At 68.9% G+C, this 23573-nt stretch carries 17 protein-coding genes; 5 read left to right on the top strand and 12 right to left on the bottom strand.

What is annotated here, in order from left to right; all coding sequences use genetic code 11:
- The first annotated feature begins 23 nt into the window (after window positions 1–23).
- Window positions 24–158 (top strand): transporter, encoded by a 135-nt coding sequence (locus NGM07_RS10705; protein ID WP_253511043.1) that lies wholly within the window; start codon window positions 24–26, stop codon window positions 156–158.
- A gap of 29 nt (window positions 159–187) precedes the next feature.
- Here the strand turns inward: NGM07_RS10705 and NGM07_RS10700 are convergent, their stop codons facing one another.
- Together NGM07_RS10700 and leuS are read right to left on the bottom strand one after the other, a co-directional pair.
- Window positions 188–1642, bottom strand: coding sequence for a PAS domain S-box protein (locus NGM07_RS10700; protein ID WP_253511040.1), 1455 nt, complete (start codon window positions 1640–1642; stop codon window positions 188–190).
- 678 nt (window positions 1643–2320) lie between these two features.
- On the bottom strand, window positions 2321–4960 hold the full coding sequence (gene leuS / locus NGM07_RS10695; RefSeq protein ID WP_253511037.1) for a leucine--tRNA ligase: 2640 nt from the start codon (window positions 4958–4960) through the stop codon (window positions 2321–2323).
- Window positions 4961–5175: 215 nt separating this feature from the next.
- Here leuS and NGM07_RS10690 point away from each other — a divergent pair, with 215 nt between their 5' ends.
- A complete protein-coding gene (locus NGM07_RS10690; RefSeq protein ID WP_253511034.1) occupies window positions 5176–5370 on the top strand; it encodes a hypothetical protein in 195 nt (64 codons plus the stop codon).
- A gap of 52 nt (window positions 5371–5422) precedes the next feature.
- On the opposite strand, the gene NGM07_RS10685 is transcribed toward NGM07_RS10690, so the two are convergent.
- The 7 genes from NGM07_RS10685 to dps all read right to left on the bottom strand — a co-directional run bounded on the left by NGM07_RS10685 (window position 5423) and on the right by dps (window position 14111).
- A complete protein-coding gene (locus NGM07_RS10685; protein WP_253511031.1) occupies window positions 5423–6280 on the bottom strand; it encodes a DUF58 domain-containing protein in 858 nt (285 codons plus the stop codon).
- Entirely contained in the window at window positions 6277–7230 is a 954-nt protein-coding gene (locus NGM07_RS10680) for an AAA family ATPase (RefSeq protein WP_253511028.1), read from the bottom strand. Before NGM07_RS10680 ends, NGM07_RS10685 begins: the two co-directional genes overlap by 4 nt.
- Window positions 7223–8128 carry a DUF7502 family protein gene (locus tag NGM07_RS10675; protein ID WP_253511025.1) on the bottom strand — a complete coding sequence of 302 codons (906 nt, stop codon included), beginning with the start codon at window positions 8126–8128 and terminating at the stop codon, window positions 7223–7225. Before NGM07_RS10675 ends, NGM07_RS10680 begins: the two co-directional genes overlap by 8 nt.
- A 4-nt stretch (window positions 8129–8132) precedes the next feature.
- Window positions 8133–8768 carry a hypothetical protein gene (locus tag NGM07_RS10670; RefSeq protein WP_253511022.1) on the bottom strand — a complete coding sequence of 212 codons (636 nt, stop codon included), beginning with the start codon at window positions 8766–8768 and terminating at the stop codon, window positions 8133–8135.
- Entirely contained in the window at window positions 8765–11254 is a 2490-nt protein-coding gene (locus NGM07_RS10665; protein WP_253511019.1) for a VWA domain-containing protein, read from the bottom strand. The genes NGM07_RS10670 and NGM07_RS10665 overlap by 4 nt, the downstream gene beginning before the upstream one ends.
- A complete protein-coding gene (locus NGM07_RS10660; protein WP_253511017.1) occupies window positions 11254–13086 on the bottom strand; it encodes a vWA domain-containing protein in 1833 nt (610 codons plus the stop codon). The genes NGM07_RS10665 and NGM07_RS10660 overlap by 1 nt, the downstream gene beginning before the upstream one ends.
- Window positions 13087–13415: 329 nt before the next feature.
- Window positions 13416–14111, bottom strand: coding sequence for a DNA starvation/stationary phase protection protein Dps (dps, locus tag NGM07_RS10655; protein ID WP_253511015.1), 696 nt, complete (start codon window positions 14109–14111; stop codon window positions 13416–13418).
- 196 nt (window positions 14112–14307) lie between these two features.
- Here dps and NGM07_RS10650 point away from each other — a divergent pair, with 196 nt between their 5' ends.
- The 3 genes from NGM07_RS10650 to NGM07_RS10640 all read left to right on the top strand — a co-directional run bounded on the left by NGM07_RS10650 (window position 14308) and on the right by NGM07_RS10640 (window position 16763).
- Window positions 14308–15393: a YihY/virulence factor BrkB family protein gene (locus NGM07_RS10650; protein WP_253511012.1), complete on the top strand. Its 1086-nt coding sequence runs from the start codon at window positions 14308–14310 to the stop codon at window positions 15391–15393.
- 85 nt (window positions 15394–15478) lie between these two features.
- Entirely contained in the window at window positions 15479–15703 is a 225-nt protein-coding gene (gene sp36, locus NGM07_RS10645) for a Sp36 family protein (RefSeq protein WP_253511011.1), read from the top strand.
- Entirely contained in the window at window positions 15696–16763 is a 1068-nt protein-coding gene (locus NGM07_RS10640; RefSeq protein WP_253511009.1) for a DUF7972 family membrane protein, read from the top strand. The genes sp36 and NGM07_RS10640 overlap by 8 nt, the downstream gene beginning before the upstream one ends.
- Before the next feature lie 12 nt (window positions 16764–16775).
- On the opposite strand, the gene NGM07_RS10635 is transcribed toward NGM07_RS10640, so the two are convergent.
- The 3 genes from NGM07_RS10635 to alaS form a co-directional block, all read right to left on the bottom strand.
- Entirely contained in the window at window positions 16776–17825 is a 1050-nt protein-coding gene (locus tag NGM07_RS10635) for a methyl-accepting chemotaxis protein (RefSeq protein ID WP_253511006.1), read from the bottom strand.
- Window positions 17826–17867: 42 nt separating this feature from the next.
- Window positions 17868–20348 (bottom strand): bacterio-opsin activator domain-containing protein, encoded by a 2481-nt coding sequence (locus NGM07_RS10630; RefSeq protein ID WP_253511004.1) that lies wholly within the window; start codon window positions 20346–20348, stop codon window positions 17868–17870.
- Between the two features lie 279 nt (window positions 20349–20627).
- A complete protein-coding gene (gene alaS / locus NGM07_RS10625) occupies window positions 20628–23414 on the bottom strand; it encodes an alanine--tRNA ligase (protein ID WP_253511001.1) in 2787 nt (928 codons plus the stop codon).
- Between the last annotated feature and the right edge of the window lie 159 nt (window positions 23415–23573).

The following is a 23573-nucleotide window of genomic DNA, read 5'->3' as shown; positions in this document are numbered from 1 at the left end:
GGCCGGCCGGCGAACGTGGACGTATGGTCAGATTATCGACCGGCGTGATACTCGTCGGCGTGGTGTTCCTGTTCATCCCGATTCCCCCGATAGCGACCATCATCGGCGTCCTGCTGATTCTGGCCGGACTGGCGATGCGGTTCCTGGGCGGATCCTGAAGCAGGTCGGCGAGCGTCTGGGCTCCGCGCTACGTCTCGGTCACGTTCTCGAACTCGAAACGCGCGCCGCCCGATTCGCTCTCCGTGACCGAACACGTCCATCCGTAGATGTCGGCCATCTCCCGGACGAACGTCAGCCCCAGGCCCATCCCGCCGCGACCGCCCGCCGTCGTGTATCCGGACCCGAACACCACCTCTCGGTCGTCTTTCGGGATACCGGTCCCGTCGTCCTCGACGTAGAAGCCGGTGGGCAGGTCGCCGACCGTGACGGTGACGTCCGACCCGCCGTGTTCGACCGCGTTCTCGAAGAGGTTGCGGAACAGGTGGCGGACGTACGTCTCGTCGGCCTCTATCGCCCGGTCGACTGCGACCGAGAGGGTCGCACCCGAGGAGTCGGCCTCGTCCCACGTCTCGCGCACCACGTCGGCGAGTTCGACCGACTCGCTCTCGGAGACCGCCTTCCGACCGCGCGTGATGACCAGCATGACGTCGATGATGTGTTCGATGCGGTCGAACGCTTCCGTGATGTACTCGGTCGCCTTCCGGTCGCCGTCCGACGGGAGTTGTTGGCTGTAAATCTGGCCGATGGTGACGGGATTGCGAAGTTCGTGGGCGACCAGCCCCGCGAAACTGTCGAGGCGCTCGTTCTGCTTCTCGAGCCGTCGCTCGCGCTCGTTGCGCTCGGTGATGTCGCGCACCACGACGACCTTGTCCCGGTCGGCGCCCTCCTGCTCTGGGAGGAGCGCGACGGTCGACTCCACCTCGCGCGTCTCCCCGGACGCGGTCTGTATCTTCGACTCGTACGTCTGGCGCCCGGCGAGTCCGCTCCCTAGGTCCTCGTGGATGGTATCCGACATCGCCTCCACGTCCGTATCTCCCGTCGCGAGGAACGCCGAATTCGAGCCGAGCAGTTCCTCGCGCTCGTAGCCGACCAGTTCGGTGTAGGCGTCGTTGACCAGCGTGAAGCGGTTCTCCTCGTCGATGACGAAGATGCCGTCGTTGACCGTCTCGACGATGGTCTGGTAGCGTTCGAGTTCCCGGCTGTACTGTTCGGCCTCCCGTCGGCGCTCCTCTGCGTCCACCGCACGGGTTCTGGCTCTGGCGTCGTGGTATCCCATCCCGAGGCCGGCGACGCTGGCGAGCGCCGGTAGCACGACGAAGGCGCCAACCGGTTCGTCGACGCCGCCCACTATCGACCCGAGCGCGGCGATGCCGAGCATCACCCCGATGGCGCGTAGACACCACGTCCCGACGATGTGGTAGAGGTCCGGCCGAATGTCCGTCGCGGGGAGGCGATAGCCGCCGTAGGCCAGCGCGATACCGCTCCCGCCGACGAGAATCGTCTCGACGACGGTGTCGCCGACCGGCATGTCGACGACCGGCATGGCGACGAACCCGAGGGCAACCGCGACGTGCAGTACTCCGAGTCCGATAACCGTGCGCCGCTCGCCCACGCCGGTGATAATCCGCGTCACGCTCCCCATTGCCTCTTCGAAGACAGTGGGGGGTGATTACGATTGGGATTCGCCTCGGACCAACGACGCGTTATGTAGATTTTCGAGCGATTGTCTGTTCGTCGGAGTTTGCAGACTGGACGATGAATGCCGAAATAAGTCGCCCGTCGAACGTTAAATCAGTAGAACTGCTATTATCGTCGGATGATTTTAACCAGTCATTTTTGTAATATGGTCACGTATCAGTTTCCAGGGAAGTAGATCGGCTTATCCGACAGCGAGAACAGCCCGAACTCCCGTCAGAGGTGATGGAGGAGACGTTCGAGCTTTGGGAAGAGGAGTACACTCTCGACGCTCTCACCGACTTGAGTAGCTCACAAATTCGGTCTCTGACCTACGAGTTCGAAACGGAGGTTCAGATATTATTGACGAAACATCGACCAGGCCGAATAGTTGCAGGTAGTCCTTCACTATCTTATATCTCTGGGAAACCCCCGTACAACCCTCGAGAATGGAAACGCGCCAGGGAGATGATTCGTAACGAGGCACAGAGCGTACGTCTTCGGCTCAAACAAGCGGAAGGCATAGTTTCCGAAGAGGAGGAAAAGGCCAAGCGGGCTTGGATTACGAAACTCGTTGAGGCTTGTCCAAGTCCGAACTTCAATTTTAACCTGTTACAATAATCCCACCGAAAATCCGCCGACTCGCCTACTCGATGTCGATGGCCGGCCGCCCGGGTCGGGCCTGCTTGGTGTCCTCTTCGCTCGTCTCGTCGCCGGGCAGAATCGTCACGTCGGCGTCGAACTCCGACTCCAGCAGCCAGGCGGCGCGGCGAAGCACCTCGACCTCGCGCTTGGGGCGCAGTTGGGCCTTCAGCGACTGGCGGTCGTCCTGGAGCTGTTGGCCGTAGCTCGCGGCGGCGTCGCCCTTGGCGCGAATCTCGTCTTGCTGCATCAGTTCGCCGATGACGTTGTCGCTGTCGGACTCGCGGGCGATTTCGTGGGCCTCGTACTTCCACTCGGGCGCGACCGCGACCGTCACCGACTCGGGGTCCTCGATGCCCGCCACGTCGATTATCTGGCGGACGTCCGAGCGGGTCTCCTCGACTAACTGGCGTTCGAGTTCGACCTCCGAGAGGTCGCCGTCGAAGGTCGGCCACTCGGCCTCGGCCACGAAGCCCTCTTCGCCGAGTTCGTCCCAGAGTTCCTCGCAGACGTGGGGGACGACCGGCGCGAGCAGGCGGACGATGGCCCGCAGGCCGTACTCGACCGTGTCGGCGTGGGGTTCGGTGTACTCGCCGTAGCGTTCGAGCAGGCTCACCAGTTCGCGGAGTTCCCGGAGCGCGGTGTTGAACGTCAGCGTCTCGAAGTCCTCCCGGGCGATGGCGACGGTGCGGTCGATTTCGCGCTCGACGTAGCCCGCGACGTCGTCGTCCTCACCGTCTGGCGCGTCGGCCGCGAAGCCCTCGACGAGGTCGTACAGCCGGGTCAGGAACCGGTGGCTCGACCGGACGCCCTCATCGGTCCAGTTGAAGTCCCGCTCTGGCTGGGCGGCCTGCATGATGAACAGCCGGGCGGTGTCGGCGCCGTACTGGTCGATGATGTTCTGGGGCGAGACGACGTTGCCCTTGCTCTTGGACATCTTGTCGCCCTCCAGCAGCACCATCCCCTGGGTGACCAGTTCGTCGAAGGGTTCGCGCTGTTCGAGCATCTCCATGTCCGCGAGCGCCTTGGTGACGAACCGCGAGTACAGCAGGTGCATCACGGCGTGCTCGATGCCGCCCACGTACTGGTCGACGGGCATCCAGTCGGTGGCCTGCTTGACGTCGAACGGGGCGTCCTCCAGGTCCGGCGAGATGAACCGCAGGAAGTACCACGACGAGTCGACGAACGTGTCCATCGTGTCGGTCGCCCGTTCGGCGGGTCCGCCGCAGTCGGGGCAGGTCGTCTCAACGAAGTCCTCGACAGCGTCGAGCGGGTTGCCCGATGTGTTGACGAACTCCGGCAGTTCGACCGGCAGGTCCTCGTCGGGCACCGTGACCGCTCCGCAGTCGTCGCAGTAGACGATGGGGATGGGCGTCCCCCAGTAGCGCTGGCGGGAGATGCCCCAGTCCCGGAGGCGGTACTGGGTGCTGTCGGCCGCGCTCTCGATGTCCTCGGTGAGTCGCTCGCGGGCCTCGGCGCTGTCGAGGCCGTCGTACTCGCCGCTGTTGACCAGCACGCCGTCCTCGGTGTAAGCGTCCTCGGAGACGTCCGGCACGTCGTCGGTCGACGGCGCGACGACGGGGACGATGTCGGCGCCGACCGACTCGGCGAACGCGTGGTCGCGGTCGTCGTGGCCGGGCACGCCCATCAGCGCGCCGGTGCCCACGTCGGAGAGCACGAAGTCGGCGACGAAGACCGGAACCTCCTCGCCGGTGGCGGGGTTGGTCGCGGTCAGGTCGGTGGCGACGCCCTGAGGTTCGTCGCCCTCGGGGTCGGCGACTTCCTCGACGAAGTGGGCGATTTCGTCGTCCTCGGCCGCCAGTTCCTCGGCGATGTCGTGGTCGGGCGCCAGCGCGAAGAACGAGACGCCGTGGATGGTGTCGAGTCGGGTGGTGAACACCTCGACCGGGCCATGTCCCTCGACATTGAACTCGACCGTCGCGCCGTGCTGGCGGCCGATCCAGTCGCGCTGCATCCCGCGGACGCTGTCGGGCCACCCGTCCAGTTCGTCGAGCGCGTCGACCAGTTCGTCGGCGTAGTCGGTGATGGTGAAGAACCACTGGTCGAGGTCGCGCTGTTCGACGGGGGTGTCGCAGCGCCAGCAGAGTTCCGCCTCGCCCTCGACCTGCTCGTCGGCCAGCACCGTCTCGCAGGACGGACACCAGTTGACCTCCGAGGCCTTGCGCTCGACCAGCCCCTCCTCGAAGAAGCGGTTGAATATCCACTGGTTCCAGCGGTAGTAGTCGGGTTGGCAGGTGGTTATCTCGCGGCTCCAGTCGTAGCCGAAGCCCATCGCCTCCATCTCCTCGCGCATCGAGTCGATGCAGGACATCGTCCACTCCTCGGGGTCGATGTCGCGCTCGATGGCGGCGTTCTCGGCGGGGAGGCCGAACGAGTCCCACCCCATCGGGTGGAGCACCGACTCGCCGCGCATCCGCTTGTAGCGGGCGTAGGCGTCGGTGATGGTGTAGTTGCGGACGTGGCCCATGTGGATGTTCCCGGAGGTGTAGGGAAACATCCCGAGGACGTAGGTGGGGTCCTCGGCGTCGTCGCTGATCTCGAAGACGTCCGCGTCGTCCCACGCTCGCTGCCACTTCGGCTCTATCGCGCTCGGGTCGTATCCGTCGGCTCCGTCCGATTGCATGTGAAGAGAGACTCCGTTAGCGGTCCATTGGAATTCGTCACTAAAGTACTGTCTCATTGGCCGCTGGCGCGGCGGGTCGACCCCGCCCGCGCGACTCCTGTTCCCGCCTTCGCCGACTCCTCATCTCCCCGACGAGAACCGCGGTTGCGGTTTCTCGTCCTGCCTACCGGACCAAGGGTTCGGTACTTGTCCGTGGAGGCCCTCCCTACGGAGGCATGAACGCATTCGACTCGAAGTCCGTCAACAAGCTCAGCATCGTCTCGACGCTCGTGGACGCCGCGATGGCGTTCGCCCGCGGCCGCCCGAAGAGCGGCCTCCTGCTCGTCGGCGCCGCGGCGCTCTCCTCGCGCGTCCCCGGCCTCGGAACGTTCGTCTCGCTGGCGCTCCGAGTGGCTCGGCGGCTTCGGTAGAACGCCCGAACGCTCGGCACCGACTCGCTCGAGTCATCCAATTTTAGACCGCTCACTCGAACCAGAGGTCGCCGAACGACTCGAAGAACGGCGCGTCCGTATCGAGTCGCTCGTATCGCGCCCGGAGGTCGCGAGCGACCGCTTCGACGCTCCCGGCGTGGGCGTCGAAGCGGTCGCGGTAGCGCCGCGCGAGTCGCTTGCCGACGTAGGTCCGGGCGCGCTCGTCGGACTCGAGCGACTCGAAGACGGTGTCGCCGGCGCTCGGCAGGTCGCGCTCGCCGGGCGAGACGACGTGGGCGAGGAGCAACCGGTTCGAGGCCAGGGCTTCGAGGCCGGCGTCGACTGCGTCGCGGTCGGCGAGGAAGTCGCTGCAGACGACCACCAGCGCCTTCGAGCGGATGGTCGCGGCGTAGTCGGCGAGCGCGGTTTCGAAGTCGGCCTCGCCGTCGAGTTCGACCGCGTTGCACCGGTCGACGAGTCCGAGCACCTCGCCGCGGTTCGAGCGCCCGCGGTCGAGGCGCTCTGCGGTCCCGTCGAAGACGGCGAACCGGAACTCGTTGTGTTCCCGGACGGTGAGGTAGGCGAAGCCGAGGCCGAGTTTCGCGGCGTACTCGAACTTGTGGGCGTCGCCGTCGCCGAAGTCCATCGACGCGCTGGCGTCGACCAGTACGTGGACCGTGAAGTTGCGCTCGGCCTCGAACTGCTTGACGTACAGTTCGTCGGTGCGGGCGTAGAGGTTCCAGTCGATGAACCGCGGCTGGTCGCCCGGCGCGTACCGCCGGTAGTCGGCGAACGTCAGCCCCTCGCCCACCGAGTCGGTCGTCCGCTCGCCCTGATTTCGCGAGCGTGCATGCCGGTCCCGGGCGGCGTCGAACCGGTCGAGTTCGGCGAGGAAGTCGGTCGTTATCATCGGTCGTCGAGCAGCGCCGCGACCACGTCGTCGGGGGTCGTCCCCTCGCGCTCGGCCCGGAAGTCGACCACCACGCGGTGGCGGAGGACGGGCGGCGCCATCGCGGCCACGTCGTCGGCGCTGACGTGGGTCCGCCCTTCGATTAGCGCGCGTGCCTTCGCCGCCCTGACGAGCGCCATGCTCGCGCGGGGACTGGCCCCGTACTCCAGGTCGTCGGCGGTCCGCGTGTCCCTGACGAGGCCGACCGCGAGGTCCCGGACGTCGTCGGCCATTGGCACCTTGTGGGCGAGTCGCTGCATCCGGCGGAGTTCGCCGGCCGAAACCTGCTTCTCGACGGGGACGGTCGCGTCGACGTCCCGGGTGTACCGGTCCACGATTTCGCGCTCGGCGTCGGCCGACGGGTAGTCGAGCAGTATCTTCAGCAGGAAGCGGTCGGCCTGGGCCTCCGGGAGCGGGTACGTCCCCTCCTGGTCGATGGGGTTCTGGGTGGCCAGCACGAAGAACGGTTCGGGGAGGTCGTACGTCTCGTTGCCGGCGGTCACCTGGCCCTCCTCCATCGCCTCCAGGAGCGCCGACTGGGTCTTCGGCGTCGCCCGGTTTATCTCGTCGGAGAGCACGAGGTTGGCGAACACCGGCCCCCGCTCGAAGGTGAACGTTCGGCCGGTTTCGGTTTCCCGGACCATCTCGGTGCCGACGACGTCCGAGGGCATCAGGTCGGGGGTGTTCTGGATGCGCGAGAACGAGAGGTCGGTGACCGCCGCGAGGGTGCGCACGAGCAGGGTCTTGCCCAGCCCCGGCGTGCTCTCCAGCAGCGCGTTGCCGTCGCAGAGCAGGCAGGCGAGCACCTGGTCGACGACCGCCTCCTGCCCGACGACTCGCCGTCGAACCTCGGACCGGATCGCTCGTATTCGATTCGTCACGTCGTCGGGGGTCGATAGCTCGTCAGTCATCGGTCGAGTTTCCTCCGAGTTCGCGGGCGTATCGCCGCACGAGCGCGGCGTCTTCGACGCGCTCCGGCGACGCGAACCCCGCCCGCTGTGGGTCGACGGCCGCGTCGTCGCGGCCGTCGCTCGCATCGCCGTCGTAGTTCCACTCGCGCTGGCCGTCGCCGCCGGGACCGGCGCCGACCTCGGCGGTCAGGTTCTCGGACCCGGCCGAGACGTCGGTCGGGTCCCCCAGCACTTCGTCGCCGTCGCGCAGGGTCGCGTCCGAGAGGTTCGCCGCGGCCGAGGCGTGGGTCGCCCCGCCGCCGGCGTTCGACCCGGAACCGCCGACCGGCGAGCCGAGTTCGAGGCCGACGACGGCCGTCTGGACCGACGCCAGGCTCAGGCAGAGCGCGAGGACGACCGTGGCGGCGAGTCGCGTCGCGTTCAGCAGGCCGACGCTGGAGGTCTCCCGCAGGCGTTCGAGGACGTCCTCGTACAGCGCCCGGGCCATCGGGTTCGTCCGGTCGGCGGCCGCGGCGTCGCGGGCGGTTCGGAGCGCCTCCCGGACCTCGGGGTTGGCCGCTTCGAACCGCTCGGCGACGGGCCGCCGGGAGCGCAGGCGAACCTCCGCACCGAAGGCGACCGCGCCCGCGACGACCGCCAGTAGCGTGCCGACGTCCGGAGCGGGGACGCCGAGCGGTTCGAGCGCTCCCGCCGCGACGGCCGCGTCGAACCAGGAACCGCCGACCGCGTCGAGCACGAGCGCGACCGCGAACAGGACGCAGGTCGCGTCGAGGCTGGCGTAGACGAACGTCGCCTTGTAGCTCTCGCGGCGAATCTCGGCGAGCGCGCTCCGGACGTCGTCGACGCTCCCGTCGGCCGCCGAGTCGTTCGTCGCGTCGGTCGGTGTTGGGTCGCTCATCGTCTCATCCCCCCGAGGAGTTCTCCAGTTCCCGGATGCGCTTGCGGAGTCGCTCGTTCTCCGCTTCGAGCGTCCTGATTCGATCGCGGAGTCGCACGATAGTCTGGTTCTTCTCGTCGGCGGTCGCGTTCATCCGGTCGAGGCGGGTCTGAAGCCGCTCGGTCGTCTCGTTGAGCCGGTCGGTGAGCTTCCGGGCCGCGGTGAGGTTGGCTTCGAGTCGCGCTCGCTGGGCTTCGAGCGTGGCTCTGCGCTCTTTCAACTCGGAGACCTTCGCACTGAGGTCCGACACCCGGTCGTTCGCCCGGTCGAGATCGCGCTTCGTCGCCGAGAGACGCGACCGCGTCCGATTGAGCTTCGCCTCGGTCGCCCGGAGTTTCTTCGAGACCTCCCGGATGTCCGAGAGTCGCGTCCGGAGGCTCTCGTTGATCGACCGGAGCGTCCGGTTCCGGGCTTCGAGTCGCTCGTTGCTCCGTTCCAGGTTCGTCTGCAGGCTGTCCGTGCGGTCGTCGAGGCGCTGGTTCTCCGCGTGGAGCCGTTCGACCGACTCCTGGTAGTAGACCGTCGTGCCGACGAGGCCGACGGCCGACAGCCCCACGAGGAGGGCCAGCGCGACGTTGATGGTGGTGCCGATGTAGCTCATGGAATCGCTCCTCGTCCGCGGTATCGCCCGAGTCGCCGGGCGCAGACCTCGCCGACGTAGACGACCAGGCCGGCGAGCAACAGCGCCCAGTCCCACCGGCGTTCGATTCGGCGCCGGTGGGTCGTCTGTTGGGTCACGGCGTCGGCGATGGCGCTCGCCTGGCGGGTGCCGAACGTCTCGCCGCCGGTCCGCTCGACGGCCCGCTTCAGTGCGGGCGAGACGCCGAGCGCGGCGTACTCGGCCCGGTAGTTGACGGCGAACGAACTCCCGAGGACGTCCCGGTATCCCCGCGCGTCGGGGACCGGCCGGGCCTCGTACCGGTCGGCGGCGACCTTCGAGAACGAGATGCCCTCGACGCTCGGGCGCTCCTCGCCCGCGTAGACGAGCCTGGTCGGCCGGCCGACGCGGGTGTCGGGCGCGCTGACGACGCCGGTCGCCTTCCGCTGGGGGTCGCCGACGGCCCAGTTCACCGACCGCGAGAGCAGCAGGGAGGCGGGCCGCGTCCGGAGGCCGCCGAGGCTCCCGTCGGCCCCGTAGGCGGTCACGGCGACGACGCGGCCGAGTCCGAACCGCCACGCCGAGAGCGCGGGCGCGCCGTAACCCGTCGCCGCGAGCAGGTTCGCACCGGCCTTGACGCCGACCTCGTTCGACCCCGGGAGCGACGCGGTGGGGTCGACCCCGCGGGTGACGAAGTGGCCGTCGTCGACGACGACCAGGTGGTCGCCGTCGTACCGCCGGTTCGGCCCGCCGAACTCCACTCGGAGCCGATTCGTCTCGTCGGCGGGGAGGAACGTTCCGCCGGTTCGCTCGGCGATGCCGCGGAGCACCTTCGCGTTGACCGACCCGACCCCGACGGTGACGACGCGGACGTCCCGCGATTCGAGCCGGTCGGCCGCCGCGAACGACGGTTTGGCCGCGTCCCTGCCGTCACTGAGCAGGACGACGGTTCCGCCCCGGTCGCCGAGCAGGTTCGACGCGCCGAGGAGCCCGCGGGCGACGTTGGTGCCGCCGCCGCTCCGGAGGCTTCGTATCTTCCGTTCGAGGTCGGCGCGCGAACCGTCGAGCGCCGTGAGGTTGGCGACCCGGTAGGCCTGGCGGTTGAACGCGACCAGTCCGACCCGGTTCTGCCCGCCGAGTTGGTCGAGCACGTCGAGCGCCAGCGACTTCTGGACGCGCATCCCCGACTTGGCGCTCCCGGACACGTCGACGGCGAGGACGACCTGCGACCGTCGGCCCGTCGACCCGCCGACGCGAACCGGGAGCATCGACGCAATCTGCGACGACCCGTAGCCGCCCTTCTCGTAGGCGTGCTCGCCGCCGACGACCACGAGGCCGCCGCCGTCGATGACGTACTTCTGGAGCGCGCCGACCGACCCGAGGTCCGGCGCGGCGACGTCGTGGACGACGACCGCGTAGTAGTCGCCGAGGTCCTCGGGGACCTCGGCGACGCGCTCGACGTCGTAGAGCCGACGGAGGTACTCCTCCAGCGCGTAGTCGCCGCGACTGACGTACAGCACGCGCGGTCGCTCGACCGCCTGGACCGTCTTGCGGTAGACGTCGTTGGCCGCGTGGACGTCGTCGCCGTTCAGTCGGGCCGTGATTCGGTGCGGGCCGACGGACGAGAAGTTCCGGGTGACCGAGACGGTTCCGTTCTCGGGGACCGGCCGGGAGTCGACCACCGAGCCGTCGACCTCGATGGTCACCGTCGCGCCGGTCGGTGCAGCCCCGCCGTTCGCGCCCTCTCCGCCGCCTCCGGCGGATTCTCCGCTCTCGACGCCGGAGACGCGGACCGCGAACCGGTTCTCGACGCCGACGCTCACCTTCGACGGTCCGAAGACCGCGACGCGACGGTCGGTCCGGTTCGGCGTCAACCGAACCCGGTTGACGGTCGCGTCGACGGACTCGGCGACGTCGGCGGCGCGCGCGAGCGACGCGCCCCCGGTCACCCGCCCGTCCGAGACCACGAGCACGCTCCCGTTCGGCCGGAGGTTCGCGAGCAGTCCGTCGCCGACGCGCGAGCGATTGCCCGCGGCGACCCGAACCCGGTCGACGGCGACGCCCTCCGATTCGATGGCGGCCTCGAGGTCGTCGGCGACCGACGGGTAGACGTCCGTGCTCGCGCTCCGGTCGACCAGCATCGTGACCGTCGGGTCGCCCGGGGTCGTCGCGGTGGTGACCGTCGTCGGGCCGGCCGCGGCGACGACGAGGCAGGCGACGACGACCGTCCGGGTCGCCAACAGCGCGATTCGGGCGCGCCGACCCGCTCCCGCGTCCGGGGTCGCCGCCCGGCCGCCGCCGCGGCGGAGGACGAGCAACCCGAGGACGACCGCGGCGACCGGGAGCGCGGCGAGGACGGCGGGCCGGGCGAACTCGACCGTCGCGTCGAACCCCGGAACGGAAACGCCGGGGACGGCCGCTCGCCGGGCGACCGCTCGGACGAGTTCTAATCGGACGAGTTCTGGTCGCACGAGCGTCGCCGGCACCATCAGAGGTCACCCCGGTAGCGCAGGAATCCCAGTTCGGCCAGCACGACGCACGCCGCGAGTCCGGCGGCGAGCGCGGTCAGTTCCAGCGGGACGGTGCGGGACTCGGACCCGGCCGCGCCGCCCGACCCGTCGTTCGCTCCGCCGCCCGCGGCGAGGGCGGGCGCGGTGACGTTCGACTCGGCGGCGCTCGCCAGCGACGCGCCGTACCGGCGGTCGCCGGACTCGTAGAAGCCAACCCGCCGGAGGACGAGCGACCCCGCCTCCCGGCGCCCCGCCGGCGTCTCGACCGTCGCGTTCGCGCCGAATCGGAGGCGCTCGCCGGTTCGCCGGTTCAGTTCCGCCGGGGGTCGCCGACCGGTGAGTTCGTAGACGACGCGCTTCCAGAACACCGGATACCGGTAGTTGTGCGCGAACGCCTCGTCGCTCGGCGGGTAGCCGTAGTAGAGGACGCGGCCGTTCTCGACGCTCGCGGTGGCGAGCAGCGGCGTGCCGTCGACCGTCCGGAGGAGCGCCCGCCCCGACCGGAGGTCGCCGGTCACGTACGAGGACGGCGCGGGGAACGTCATCCCCTCGGTGAGGGGACCGTCGGCCGGCCGTTCGAGCGTCGGGTTCGTCGCCGTGCCGTTCGGTTCGACGGGGAGGAGTCCCCCGTAATCGACGGCCGAGAGGTTCGGTCGGGCCTGAATCACGACGGCGCCGCCACGCGCCAGCGTCTCGTGGGCGACCCGCCGGGTTCCGTCGAGGAGCCGTCCCGGCGCCACGTCGCCGAAGACGACGACGTCGTAGTCCTTCGACACCGAAGTCGGCGGGCGCTTCACGGTCACGCGCGTGCCGCGGACGACCGAGAGCGCCGTGACGAGCGGGCGGTTCTCCCCGTTGGTCAGGACGAGCACGTTCGTCGTCGGGTCGTCGGGCGCGGCGACGGCGAGTTCGTCGTCGACGGGGAAGGAGTCGCCGGGGGTCAACCGAAGCCGACCGCCGCCCGCCGGGATGGCGAACGTCTCGCGAGCCACGTCGCCCGGCCCGAGCGTCAGCGACCGGGTTTCGCCGGCGAAGGAGACGCGACGTTTCGCCCGCCCGTCGCCGAAGTTCTTCACTCGGACGGAGACGTTCCCGTCGGCGAACGAGTAGTCTATCGCGCCGACGTTGTCGGCGCCGCCGCCGGCGAACTGCCGCGTTCGCACGTCGTGTCCTCGCGCACGGGCGGCCGCGACCGCGCTCCGCCAGCCCTCGTCGGCGAAGTCGCTCAAGACGACGATTCGAGCGTCTTCGCCGGCGATCTGCGTCGCTCGTCGGACGGCGTCTCGAAGCGTCCCGTCGGTTTCGGCGACGGCGAGCGCGTCGAGCGTCGCCTTCGCTTCCGCGGCCGGGACGCGTTTCGCCCGAACGCTCGCCGTCGCGCCGGCGACCACGACGGACGTCTCGGTCGTCACCGCCTTCCTGGCCGCCGAAACCGCCCGGTCGAACCGGGTGGCGCCGCCGGTTTCCGTGGCCATGCTCGCGCTCCGGTCGACGACGAGGACGGTCTCTTCGACCGTCCGTCGCTCGGAGACCGGGACGTACGGCGAGGCGAGCGAGACGGCGAACGCGACTATCGCCAGTAGTTGTAGCGCGAGCAGCGCGTTCCGTCGGAGTCGCCGGAGCGCCGGGTGGCGTCGGCTCTCTTCTCGGTCGCCAAGCAGGAACTCGACGGCGGGAAACGCCACCCTGCTGGGGTTCGGCTTGAGCAGGTAGAGGACCAGGACGGGTATCGCCGCCGCCACCGCGGCGAGGCCGAGCGGGCGGAGGAACGCCGACGAGAGCGCCGCCCCGAGTGCGTCGACGGCGCTCACGGGGCGGGGGACACCTCCGGGCGCTCGCCGGTCGTCGGGTCGGGCGGGCGGCGGGCGGAGAGCGATTGGCTAGGGGTCCGTGTCATCGGTCGACTCGTCGCCCGGACTTCGACGCTGGAGGGTGCCGGGCGCTATCGGATTATCGTTACGACGTTCCTATTAAATACTTTATTATATATTGCGTCCGACGAGTTCCGCGCCGCCGGCCGCTCGGACGAGCGGGTTCCGGACCCGGGCGAGTCCCGCACCGTGAGTCCCTCCGGACTCGGCGCTCCGAAGTCGAAAAAAATCGAGTTCCGCCGGTCACGCCGAGGCGTCTCGCCGACGCTTCACCGCCGCGTCGGCTGGGACCCGTAGCGCGACGTTATCGGTCGTCCGTACTGCGACGGGGCCGACCCCTGCGTCCGCCCGCCGTTCGACGCGGGCGGACTCGCACTCGCGCTCTGGCCCGTCGGATCTGCGACCGCCGGCGCGCCCACGCGCGCCGTGCCTTCGACCGCGCTCTGGTCCTGGAGGTGCGACTGCAGGAAGTAGAGTTGCTTGTCGACCTCCCGCGAGAGTTCGGTGTACAAGTCGGCGGTGTCCTCGTCGTCGTACTCGACCGCGAGTTCGATGTCGCGCCGGAGGTTCGACGCGTGGATGCTCACGCGCTCGACCAGCGCTTCGAGGTACTCGGGACCGGTCGTCGCGTCGGTCGGAATCTCCGGAATCCGGGTGTTGGCCGCGGCCATCCGGGCCGTGCCCGTCGCCTCGCCGCCCAGTGCGGTCGCGCGCTCGGCGATGGTGTCGGCGTGTTCTTCGAGCACCTCGGCTATCTCGTCGAACAGGAGGTGTAGCTGGTAGAAGTTGATGCCCTTGACGTTCCAGTGGGCGTACTTGAGCTGGGTCGTCAAGTCGGTCGTGTCGGCGAGGCTCTGGTTGAGCATCCCGACGACGGTCCGCCGCGTCTCCTCGGGCAGGTCGACGCCGGTCATGAACATCCGCGGCTGTCTCGGTCCGCTCCCTTGCGGTCGTTGTGAACTCATGGTCTCCCCCGTTCGCGCCACGACGACGCCGGACATGAAAATTGTGTTCGGCGGGCGACTGTGTCCGGCGCTCGACCGGTCGCGCTCCTGGCCCGGGCGGTCGATTCGTGCCGCGCGATTCGGGGGTTCGAACCCCCGAATCGCCCGGAGTCGTTTAGTGCGCCAGGACCTTTCGTCCTGAAAGGGGGGTCGAATCGTGGAGCTTCGGAGTCACGACGCGCGGGCGTTCGTACGGGCGGTCCTCCGCGAGGTCCGCGCGGAGAACGTCACGTTCATGGCCGGGAGCATCGCCTACCACGCGTTCGTCTCGCTGATTCCGCTCCTGCTGTTCGCGCTGTTCGTCCTCTCGCTGGTGGACAACGCGACCCTGACCGAGAGCATCGTCTCGGTCACCCAGTCGATGCTCGCGCCGGAAACCCAGGGCCTGCTGATTGAAGCGCTGGCCGACGTGCCGACCCGGGCGGGCGCGTCGCTGGTCGGCGCGGCCGCGTTCCTCTGGGGGACGTTCAAGATATTCCGCGGCCTCGACGTGGCGTTCTCCGAGATATACGACACGGCCAAGGAGAACTCGCTTCGCGAACAGCTCCGGGACGGCGCGGTGGTCCTGTTCGCGCTCGTCCTGGCGGTCGGCGTCGTGGTCGCCGCCGCCGCGGCGTTCGCGCTCGTTCCGAATCTCCCGCTGGCGGGGTTGCTGAACCCGCTGTTGCTCGTCGCGGGGCTCATCCTCGCGTTCTTCCCGGTCTACTACGTCTTCCCGGACGTCGACCTGACCCCGCGGGAGGTCGCTCCCGGACTCCTCTTCGCGACGGTCGGCTGGGCCGTCCTCCAGTGGCTGTTCCAGATTTACGTCGTCTACGCCGGCAGGTACGAGGCCTACGGGGTCGTCGGCGGGGTCCTGGTGCTCGTCACCTGGCTCTACCTGAGCGCGCTGGTCCTCCTGCTCGGCGCGGTGGTCAACGCCGTCCTCGGGGGTCGAACGGGCGACGCGAACGCGCTCGGCGGCCGCGTCGCGGCCGCCGAGCGCGAACGATTCGAGGCCGAGCATCGGGAGTCCCGGAGTCGAACGGTCGAGCATCGAGCAACCGAGCACCGCGGCTCCGGCCTTCGAGCGGTCGAGCGGCGAGAGTCCGAGAGCGACCGCCAGCGGAGCCGCGAGGACACCGCGCACCTCGAAGCCGAGAACGAACGCCTCCGGCGGGAGAACGCCGCGCTGAAGCGGCGACTCCGTCGCCGCCGACTCCCCGTCTGGGAGCGCGTTCGCCGGTGGATGTTCGGCGAGTGACGTCGCCCGGCGGAGCGTCCGAGCGGAACGCCACTCCGCCGCGGCCCCGTCGTATAATGCCCTGCGCCTCGTTCGTCTACGATACATGACGAGGCGCGAGTGGGAGTACGAGACGCTCCGACCGCCGCGGGAAGGCACGAAGAAGGAGTCGGCCGACCCGCAGGAGGCGTTGAACGAACTCGGCCGCGAGGGCTGGGAACTCGCCGCCACCGTCGACTACGACGGCGGCGGGACCAAGTACTTCGTCCTGAAGCGACCCGCGCGGGACGCCGAGTCCGAGGCGACGGAGTCCGAATCGACCGATGAGTGAGAGCGAGCGTCGGGCGGCGGGCGAAAACGGCGGCGACGGCGGGGGCGACGAGAACGGTGACATCAGCACCGCCAACACGCTGCGCGAGCGGGCGGGCGAGAGCCGTCTCAAGCTCTGGCTGTTGCTCAAGACCAGCCGGCTGGTGGTGACCGGCGTGCTCGCCGCCGCCGTCTTCGTCGCCTTCGTCGTCGCGGGCGCGCTCATGCCCTCGTCGTTCCGGTCGATAATCGCGAGCAGTGCCGTCCTCGACTACATCTTCTCGACCATGCTCGGCGCGGTCATCACGGGCACGACGCTCGTCGTGACCATCAACCAGCTCGTCCTCTCCCAGGAGACGGGACCGCTGGGCGACCAGCGCAAGCGGATGAGCGACGCGATGGACTTCCGGACCTACGCCGGAGAACTGATGGGCGAGACGACGCCCTCGGACCCCTCGGCGTTCCTCCAGGGCATCGTCGGCGTCTCCGAGGACCGCGCGAACCACCTGCGGGAGGTGATGGCCGACAGCGACGACGAGGACCTCCGCGACGAGGTCGAGGAGTTCACCGACAGCCTCATCGGCAACGCCCAGACCGTCAAGGACCAACTCGACGGCGCGGAGTTCGGCACCTTCGCCGTGCTGTTCGCCGCGCTCAACTTCAACTACTCGTGGAAGGTGTTCCAGGTCGAGCGCATCACCGACGAGTACGACGACGTCCTCACCGACGAGCAGAAGACCGCGCTCGACGACCTGCGGACCTCGCTGGTGATGTTCGGTCCGGCCCGCGAGCACATCAAGACGCTGTACTTCCAGTGGGCGCTGGTGGACCTCTCGCAGTTGATACTGTACGCCGCGATTCCCGCGCTCGTCGTCTCCGGGACGATGCTCGCGTTCCTCCAGTCGGGGTCGTTCCCGGGCGCCACGCTCGGGGTTTCCAACGTCCTCTGGGTGACCGCCTTCGGGTTCACGGTGACGCTCGTGCCGTTCCTGCTCTTTACGTCCTACGTCCTCCGCATCGCGACGGTCGCGAAGCGGACGCTCGCCATCGGCCCGCTCATCCTCCGGGACTCCCAGCAGTAGGGCCGCGACCGGTTACCGTCCTCGGCCGCCCTCGTCGACGAGTTCGTCGACCGACTCGTTTACCCGGTCGATTCTGGTGGTCTGCTCGCCGAGTTCCGCGGCGATGTCGTCGGTCCGGTCGGCGATCTGGTCGGCGTTGGCCGCGGTCTGGTCGACCATGCTCGCGACCTCCTCGGTGCTGGCGGCCTGCTGGTCGGTCGCGGTGGCGACCTCCTCGACGCCCTGGGTGACCTCCCGGACCGCGTCGGCGATCTCGTCTAAGCTCCCGACCGCCTCGTCGACTGTCTCGATGCCCTCGTCGATTCGGCCGTTGCTCTCCTCCAGGCTCCCGACCGCGGTCCGGGTTTCGCGCTGGATGCGCGACACCTCGTCGTCGATCTCGCTCGCCTGGGTCTGGGACTCCTCGGCCAGCGACTTGATCTCCTCGGCGACCACCGCGAAGCCGGCGCCCGCGTCGCCCGCGCGGGCGGCCTCGATGGACGCGTTGAGCGCGAGCAGGTTGGTCTGGTCGGCGATGTTGTCGATGACCGCGACGATGTCGTCGACCTCGGCGATGCTCTCGCGGATGGAGCGGACGTCCTCGGCCACGCCCTCGGCGGCCTCCCGGATGGCCTCCATCGTCTCGCGGGCCCCCTCGGCGGCGTCCTGTCCCTCGTCGGCCCGGCGACGGGCCTGCTTGCCCGCCGAGGAAACCTGCTCGGTCGAGGACGCGATCTCCTCGACGGCCGCCGAGAGCGTCGAAACCTCCTGGGCGACCTGCGACATCCCGGTCGACTGCTCGCGGGCGAGGTCGGAGATTTCGGTTGTCCGGGACGAGATACCCTGCGAGGACTCGTAGAGTTCGAGCAGCGACTCCTTGACCTCCAACTGGTTCTCGTCCTCGACGTCGCCGGCGACGTCGAGGTCGTCTCTGACCGACTCGGCCTGGGCCTCGAGTTCGTCCTCCATCGCGGCCGCGTCACCGTCGCTTCGCTCACCGCCGTCGTCGGTGCTGGACACCGCGACGGGGTTCCGGTCGCCGATGTCGGCTCGTCGGTCGGCGGCGTTCGGGTTGGTCGTCATCACACCGGATTTCTCCGACGGGGTGATAGATACGGTACCCGACTAGTTGGGGTCGCCGTCCTCGAACAGTTCCTCGAACACCTTCCGCTCGGCCGCGCGGAGGTGCTGGTGGACCGTCGAGCGGGTGACGCCCATCGACGCCGCCAGGTTGTCGCCGGACATCGGCCGCGGCCACTCGAAGTAGCCGCCGAAGTACGCGGTTTCGAGCGCGGCCGATTGGCGTTCGGTGAGTCGCTCGGCGACCGTCGACGCGAACTCCTGTCGGGTCCGGGTCGGCCGCTCGCTCTCGCGGAAGCCGACGAGTTCGATGGTTTCGAACCGCTCGCCCATCGTCTCGTACACCGACCGCGCCGCCGTCTCGTTCGGCAGGTCGAGTTCGACCCGCGTCCGGCCGTCCTCGGCGTCGACGGCCCGCGTGACCGCGCCGTAGTCGGCCATCTCCGCGATGAACGAGTCCTCGACCACGACATCGAAGAGGTGGTCGCCGTCGCGCTCGGTCACCCGGGTCGCGGTGCGGACGCGGTCCTGTTCCTCGGCGGTCGCGACGACCGCCTCCGGATTCGACGTCTCGGCGGTCCAGAGCTGTCGGAGCGTCCCGTCGGTCCGGGACGTCGACCCGACGTACGACAGCCGACAGTCGCCGGCCGCGGCGATTTCGCCGGTCGGGAGGTCGTCGTAGACGTCGAACTCGAGTTCGACGACCCGGTTGGCGGTCAGGATGCGCCCGCTCTCCATGGCGTTGATGGCGTTGGCTATCTCGACCCCCAGCGTCTCCAGGACCACCCGCTCGCGCGCGTCGAACGCGTCGGCCTGGTCGGCGTACACCGCGAGCACGCCGTAGACGGCGTCCTTGTACGCGAGCGGAATCGCGACCATCGAGGAGACGTCGTCGGCGTCGGCCAGCGCCGCCGCGTGGGCGGGCGCGAGGTCGGCGTCGCCCGGGTCGACGGCTATCTGGACCTCGCCGGTCGCGATGGCGGCGACGCAGGGGTCGGTCGCGTCACCGTCGAGGCGGAGTTCCAGCCCCTCGACGTCCGGTCCCTCGCCGGCCCACCGCCGCGCCGTCACGGTTTCGCGCCGGAGGTCGGTCGCGCCGACCCAGGCGAACCGGTAGGGGTCGGCGTCGGCCAGGCGCTCGCAGACGCCCCGCTCTACCTCCTCGCGGGTCCTCCCCTGGACGAGCACCTCCACCACGTCCCGGAACAGGCCGCCGATTCGGTCGAGGACGTGTTCGAGTCGCTCGCGTTCGCGCCGCGTCTGCGCGGCGTTGCGCTCGGCCTCCCGCTCGGCCCGCTTGCGCTCTGTGACGTCGCGGACGACCGAGAGGTGTCGACCCGGCAGGAAGTCGAACGTGGCGACGTACTCGACGATTCGCTCCGTGCCGTTCGGTCGCACGAGCGGGAACGTCCCTTTCAGACCGCCCTCGTGGTCGAAGCTCTCCCAGGCCGCCTCGAAGTCGTAGCCGTCGTCGGCGAACTCCGCGATGGTCCGACCCAGCAAATCCTCGCGCCCCAGGCCGAACAGGTCGCAGGCGGCGGCGTTCACCTCCACGTACTCGCCGTCGTCGTCGGCGACGAGCATGGCGTCGAACGCCTCCTCGAACACCGCCCGGAACCGCTGTTCGCTCTCGGCGAGCGCGCGTCTCCGCTCGCGGCGCTCCAGTTCGTAGCTCACCCACTGGGTCAGAATCTCGACGAACGCGCGTTCGGAGGGGGTGAACGTGCGGTCGCGGGGGTCGGTGTCGGCGAAACAGAGCGTCCCGTAGAGGTCGCCGTCGACGGTCACCTTCCCGCCCAGATAGCAGGCCAGTTCGAACCGCTCGTAGGCGGGGTCGTCGGTCCACCCCTCGGCGGGGGCGTCCCTGACCCCCAGCAGTCCGTCCGACTCGATGGTCTTCCGGCAGTACGCCCGGGAGAGGTCCTCGCTCGCGCCCTCCTGGAGGAGTTCGTGGTCGCCGCGGGCCGACACGACGTCCTGGCGGCCGTTCTCGGCGTCGATGTACGTCAGGAAGCCGAGCGGTAGGCCCACCCGCTCGCAGCCGAGTTCGATGATGCGTTCGAGTTTCGTCTCGAAGTCGGCGTCTCTATCGGTGGTGACGTCGTAGAGCGCGCGCAGCGCCCGCTCGCTCTTGTGAAGTTCGTCGCCGGCGAGGCGGCTCTCGGTCACGTCGGTGTGGCTGGCGACCGCCCGCGCTTCGCCGTCGGTCTCGAACCGACTCGTGCGGAGCTGGAACCATCGCTTTCGGTCGGGACCGTGACACGGGTACTCCAGGGTGAACGACTCGCGCTCGCCGGCGAGCACCGCCTCGATTCCCGCCCTGGCCGCGCTGGCGAACTCGTCGCCGTCGTCGATGGCCTCGAGGTAGTTCACCCCCGCGCTCGCCGACGTCCCGACGCCGTTCTCGGCCGCGAACTCGTCCCACGCCCGGTTGGTGTGGAGGATGGTCCCCGACGCGTCGAGCACGGCGACGCGGTCGGCGAGCGCGTCGAGCGCCCGCTCGTGATTCGGTGCGACCTCGCTCATCCGGGAGTGATTCGGCCGAGAAGTGATAAACCGCACGTCTTCTACGCACGACGCCATACGACCCTCGATAACTCCGCCGAACACCCGAAAGAACGAAGGGCGGTTCGGGTCGCGTCACCGACGGTCTTCCGCGGAGTCGAAGCCGCCGCCCGCTCGGGCCGCGGTGACTTCGAGTTCGAACGACCACTCGGCGACCGCGACCCGCCGGACGGCGGCGGGCGTGGCTCTCCGGGGGTTCGGACCGCGGGCAGAAAAACGGGTCGCCGGTCGGCTCCGGGATTACGCGTTCTGGACCTGCTTCAGCACGTTCGGCGCGTCTTCGAGCGCCTCGTCCAGTTTGCCGGCGTCCGGACCGCCGCCCTGCGCGAAGTCCGGCGGGCCGCCGCCCCCGCCGCCGACCTTCGCGGCGAGGTCGCCGACGACCTCGCCGGCGTTGACGCCGACGCCGTCGGGGACGGCGACGACGAACGTCGCGCCGTCGGCCCCGCTGCCGAGCACGGCGACCTTCCCCTCCTCGACGAGCGCGTTGGCGGTCGCCCGGAGTTCGTCCATGTCGGCGTCGATTCGCTGGACGACCGCGGTGGTGCCGTCGAGTTCGACCTCCTCGCCGCCGGCCGACCCGCTGGCGCGGGCCTCGGCGAGCTGTTCTTTGAGGTCCTCTATCTGCTTGCCGCGGGCCTTCCACTCCTCGAAGAACCGTTCGGCGGTCTCGGGGACTTCCTCGGGCGAGACGTCCAGAATCTCGGCCGCTTCCGCGAGGGAGGCCTCGGTGCGCTGGGTCGCCTCGATGGCCGCGTCGCCGGCGGCGAAGGTGATGCGCTCGACGCCGTCCTGGACGCGCTCGGTGTTCAGGATCTTGATGGTGCCGACGTCGCCGGTCCGCCGGACGTGGGTCCCACCGCAGGCCTGGACGTCCTCGGCGACGTGGATGAGCCGGATGTTCATCCCGGCGGGGATGCCGCCCTGGTAGAGGTCGAAGCCGTACTCCTCCTCGGCCTCGTGACGGTTGGGCCACTCCTGCTGGACCGAGGTGTTCTCCATCACTATCTCGTTGGCGACCAGCTCTATCTCCCGGCGGGTTTCGTCGTCGATGCGCTCGTAGTGGCGCACGTCGATGCGCGAACTGTCGGTGCCCTTCTGGGCGCCGGCCTGCCGGACGTGCTCGCCCAGCACCTGCCGGGCGGCGTGGATGACGATGTGGGTCGCGGTGTGGTGGCGCATCAGCCGACGGCGGCGCTGGGCGTCTATCTGCCCGCGGACGATGTCGCCCTTGTCGAGTTCGCCGTCGGTGCGGTGGAGGATGACGCCGTCGTGGATCTGGACGTCCTCGACCTGCACGCTGGCGTCGTCGCTGGTCAGGGTGCCCCGGTCGGAGGGCTGGCCACCGCCCTCGGGGTAGAACATCGTCTGGTTGAGCACCACGTCGTAGACCTCCTCGCCGTCCTCGTCCTCGCGCTCGAAGACGTCGAGGATGACGGCCTCGAAGTCGGTGCCCAACTGGTCCTCGTAGTACTGGCGCTCGGTCTTCGGGAGGTCGGCGAGGCGGTCGTCCTCCTCCTCCTGCTCCTCGAAGGCCTGGCCGGAGTCGTGGCGGGCGGCGACGACGCTGTAGAAGTCGTCGGGCACGTCGACATCGGCGCCGAACTCGTCGGCGATCTCCTCGACCATGTCGGGTTGGATGCCGTGGGAATCGTACAGTTCGACCAGTTCGTCGGTCGGAATCTTGGTGCCCTCCTCGGCGTGCTCCCTGGCGAGGCGTCGGACCCGTCGACCGCCCTGTTCGAGCGTCTCGCGGTACTTCTCGACCTCGGTCCGGACGATGTCCCGGATGGTGTCGCGGTTCTTGTATCCGAGTCGGTCGGCCTGCATGTCGACGAGTTCGTCGAGGGGCGCGTCGACGCCGACGTTGTCGCAGAGGCGCTTGGTCCGCCGGAGCACCATCCGGGCGAGGTAGCCCGTCCCGACGTTGCTCGGGACGATGCCGTCGCCGAGCATGTACGCGAGGGTGCGACAGTGGTCGGCGATGGCGTAGATGTCTTCGAGGGGTTCGAGCAGATTCTCCAGCCGCGAGGTCGAGACCCCCAACTGGTCGGCGATGTTGTCGCGGGCGGCCTCCATGTCCTCGGCCTCGTCGATGTCCATGTGACCCGCCAACTTCGAGGCGCGGTGGACGAGTTTCTCCTCCTCGTCGGTGTGCTCGACGCCCGCGTTGTCCTTGAGGAAGGCGATCATGTCGGGGTAGACGGCCTCGTAGACGGTCGGAGTCCCCTGGGACATCCACGTCCAGCGTTCGAGGCCGTAGCCGGTGTCGACGATGTAGGTGTCCATCGGCGAGTAGCGGTTGCCGTCCTTGAGTTCGTACTCGCCGTCGGGGTCCTGCTCCATCGACATGAAGACCAGCGTGGCGAGTTCGGCGCCCTTGTAGATGACCTCGATAGCGGGGCCGGCGTTGCCGCCGCCCACCCACGGGTCCTCGATGTAGGTTATCTCCTCGACGTCGGCCCCCATCGACTCGAAGAACTCGTCGCAGTACTGGACCGTCTCGTCCTTCCAGTAGACCTCGCCGGAGTAGGCGTACTCGTCGCCGACCTCCTCGCGGGCGTTGAACGCGTGGTGGGCCATCATCTCGAAGGCCATCGTGTGGCGTCCGGTCTTGCCCACGTTGTCGATGTCCTGCATCCGGATGCAGGGCTGGCTGATGGTCAACGGGTTGGCCGGCGGCGGCGTCTCCCCTGAGGTGACCAGCGGCTGGAAGTCGTAGATGGACGCCTGGGTGAGCAGGACGTCGTCGCGCCAGCGGTTGGCGGCGACCGGGTAGGGGTCGATGCGCTCGTGGCCGTGCTCCTCGAAGAACGAGAGGAACGCCTCGCGCATCTCTTCGAGCGTGTACTCCTCGTCGAAGCCGGGGTCGTCGATGAACTGATACGTCTCGCAGGGCGGTTCCCCGCAGGTTTCCCTGTCGTGGTCGCGCGTCCAGAAGTGGTCGCCGCACTCGGAGCACTCCTTGCGAACGAAGTCGTTCTCCTCGAAATAATCGAGGCGGTACTCCTCTTCGAGTTCACTCATATTGTTCGTAATTCGCCAACGAACGGGTAAAACAGTTCCGCAACGAGGGTTGGGGCCCGGTCGACGGGTTGCCTCCGTCGGCAAACGTTCCCGATGGTTTACCCTGGGTTTTCGGCGATGCCGTCAGCTATTTCCGAACGTGTTGTGACTATCCGAGTC

This window comes from Halorussus vallis (genome assembly GCF_024138165.1).
Lineage (GTDB): Archaea > Halobacteriota > Halobacteria > Halobacteriales > Haladaptataceae > Halorussus > Halorussus vallis.
The sequence above is the reverse complement of the archived record's forward strand: the minus strand, read 5'-3'. Positions and strand labels throughout refer to the sequence as shown.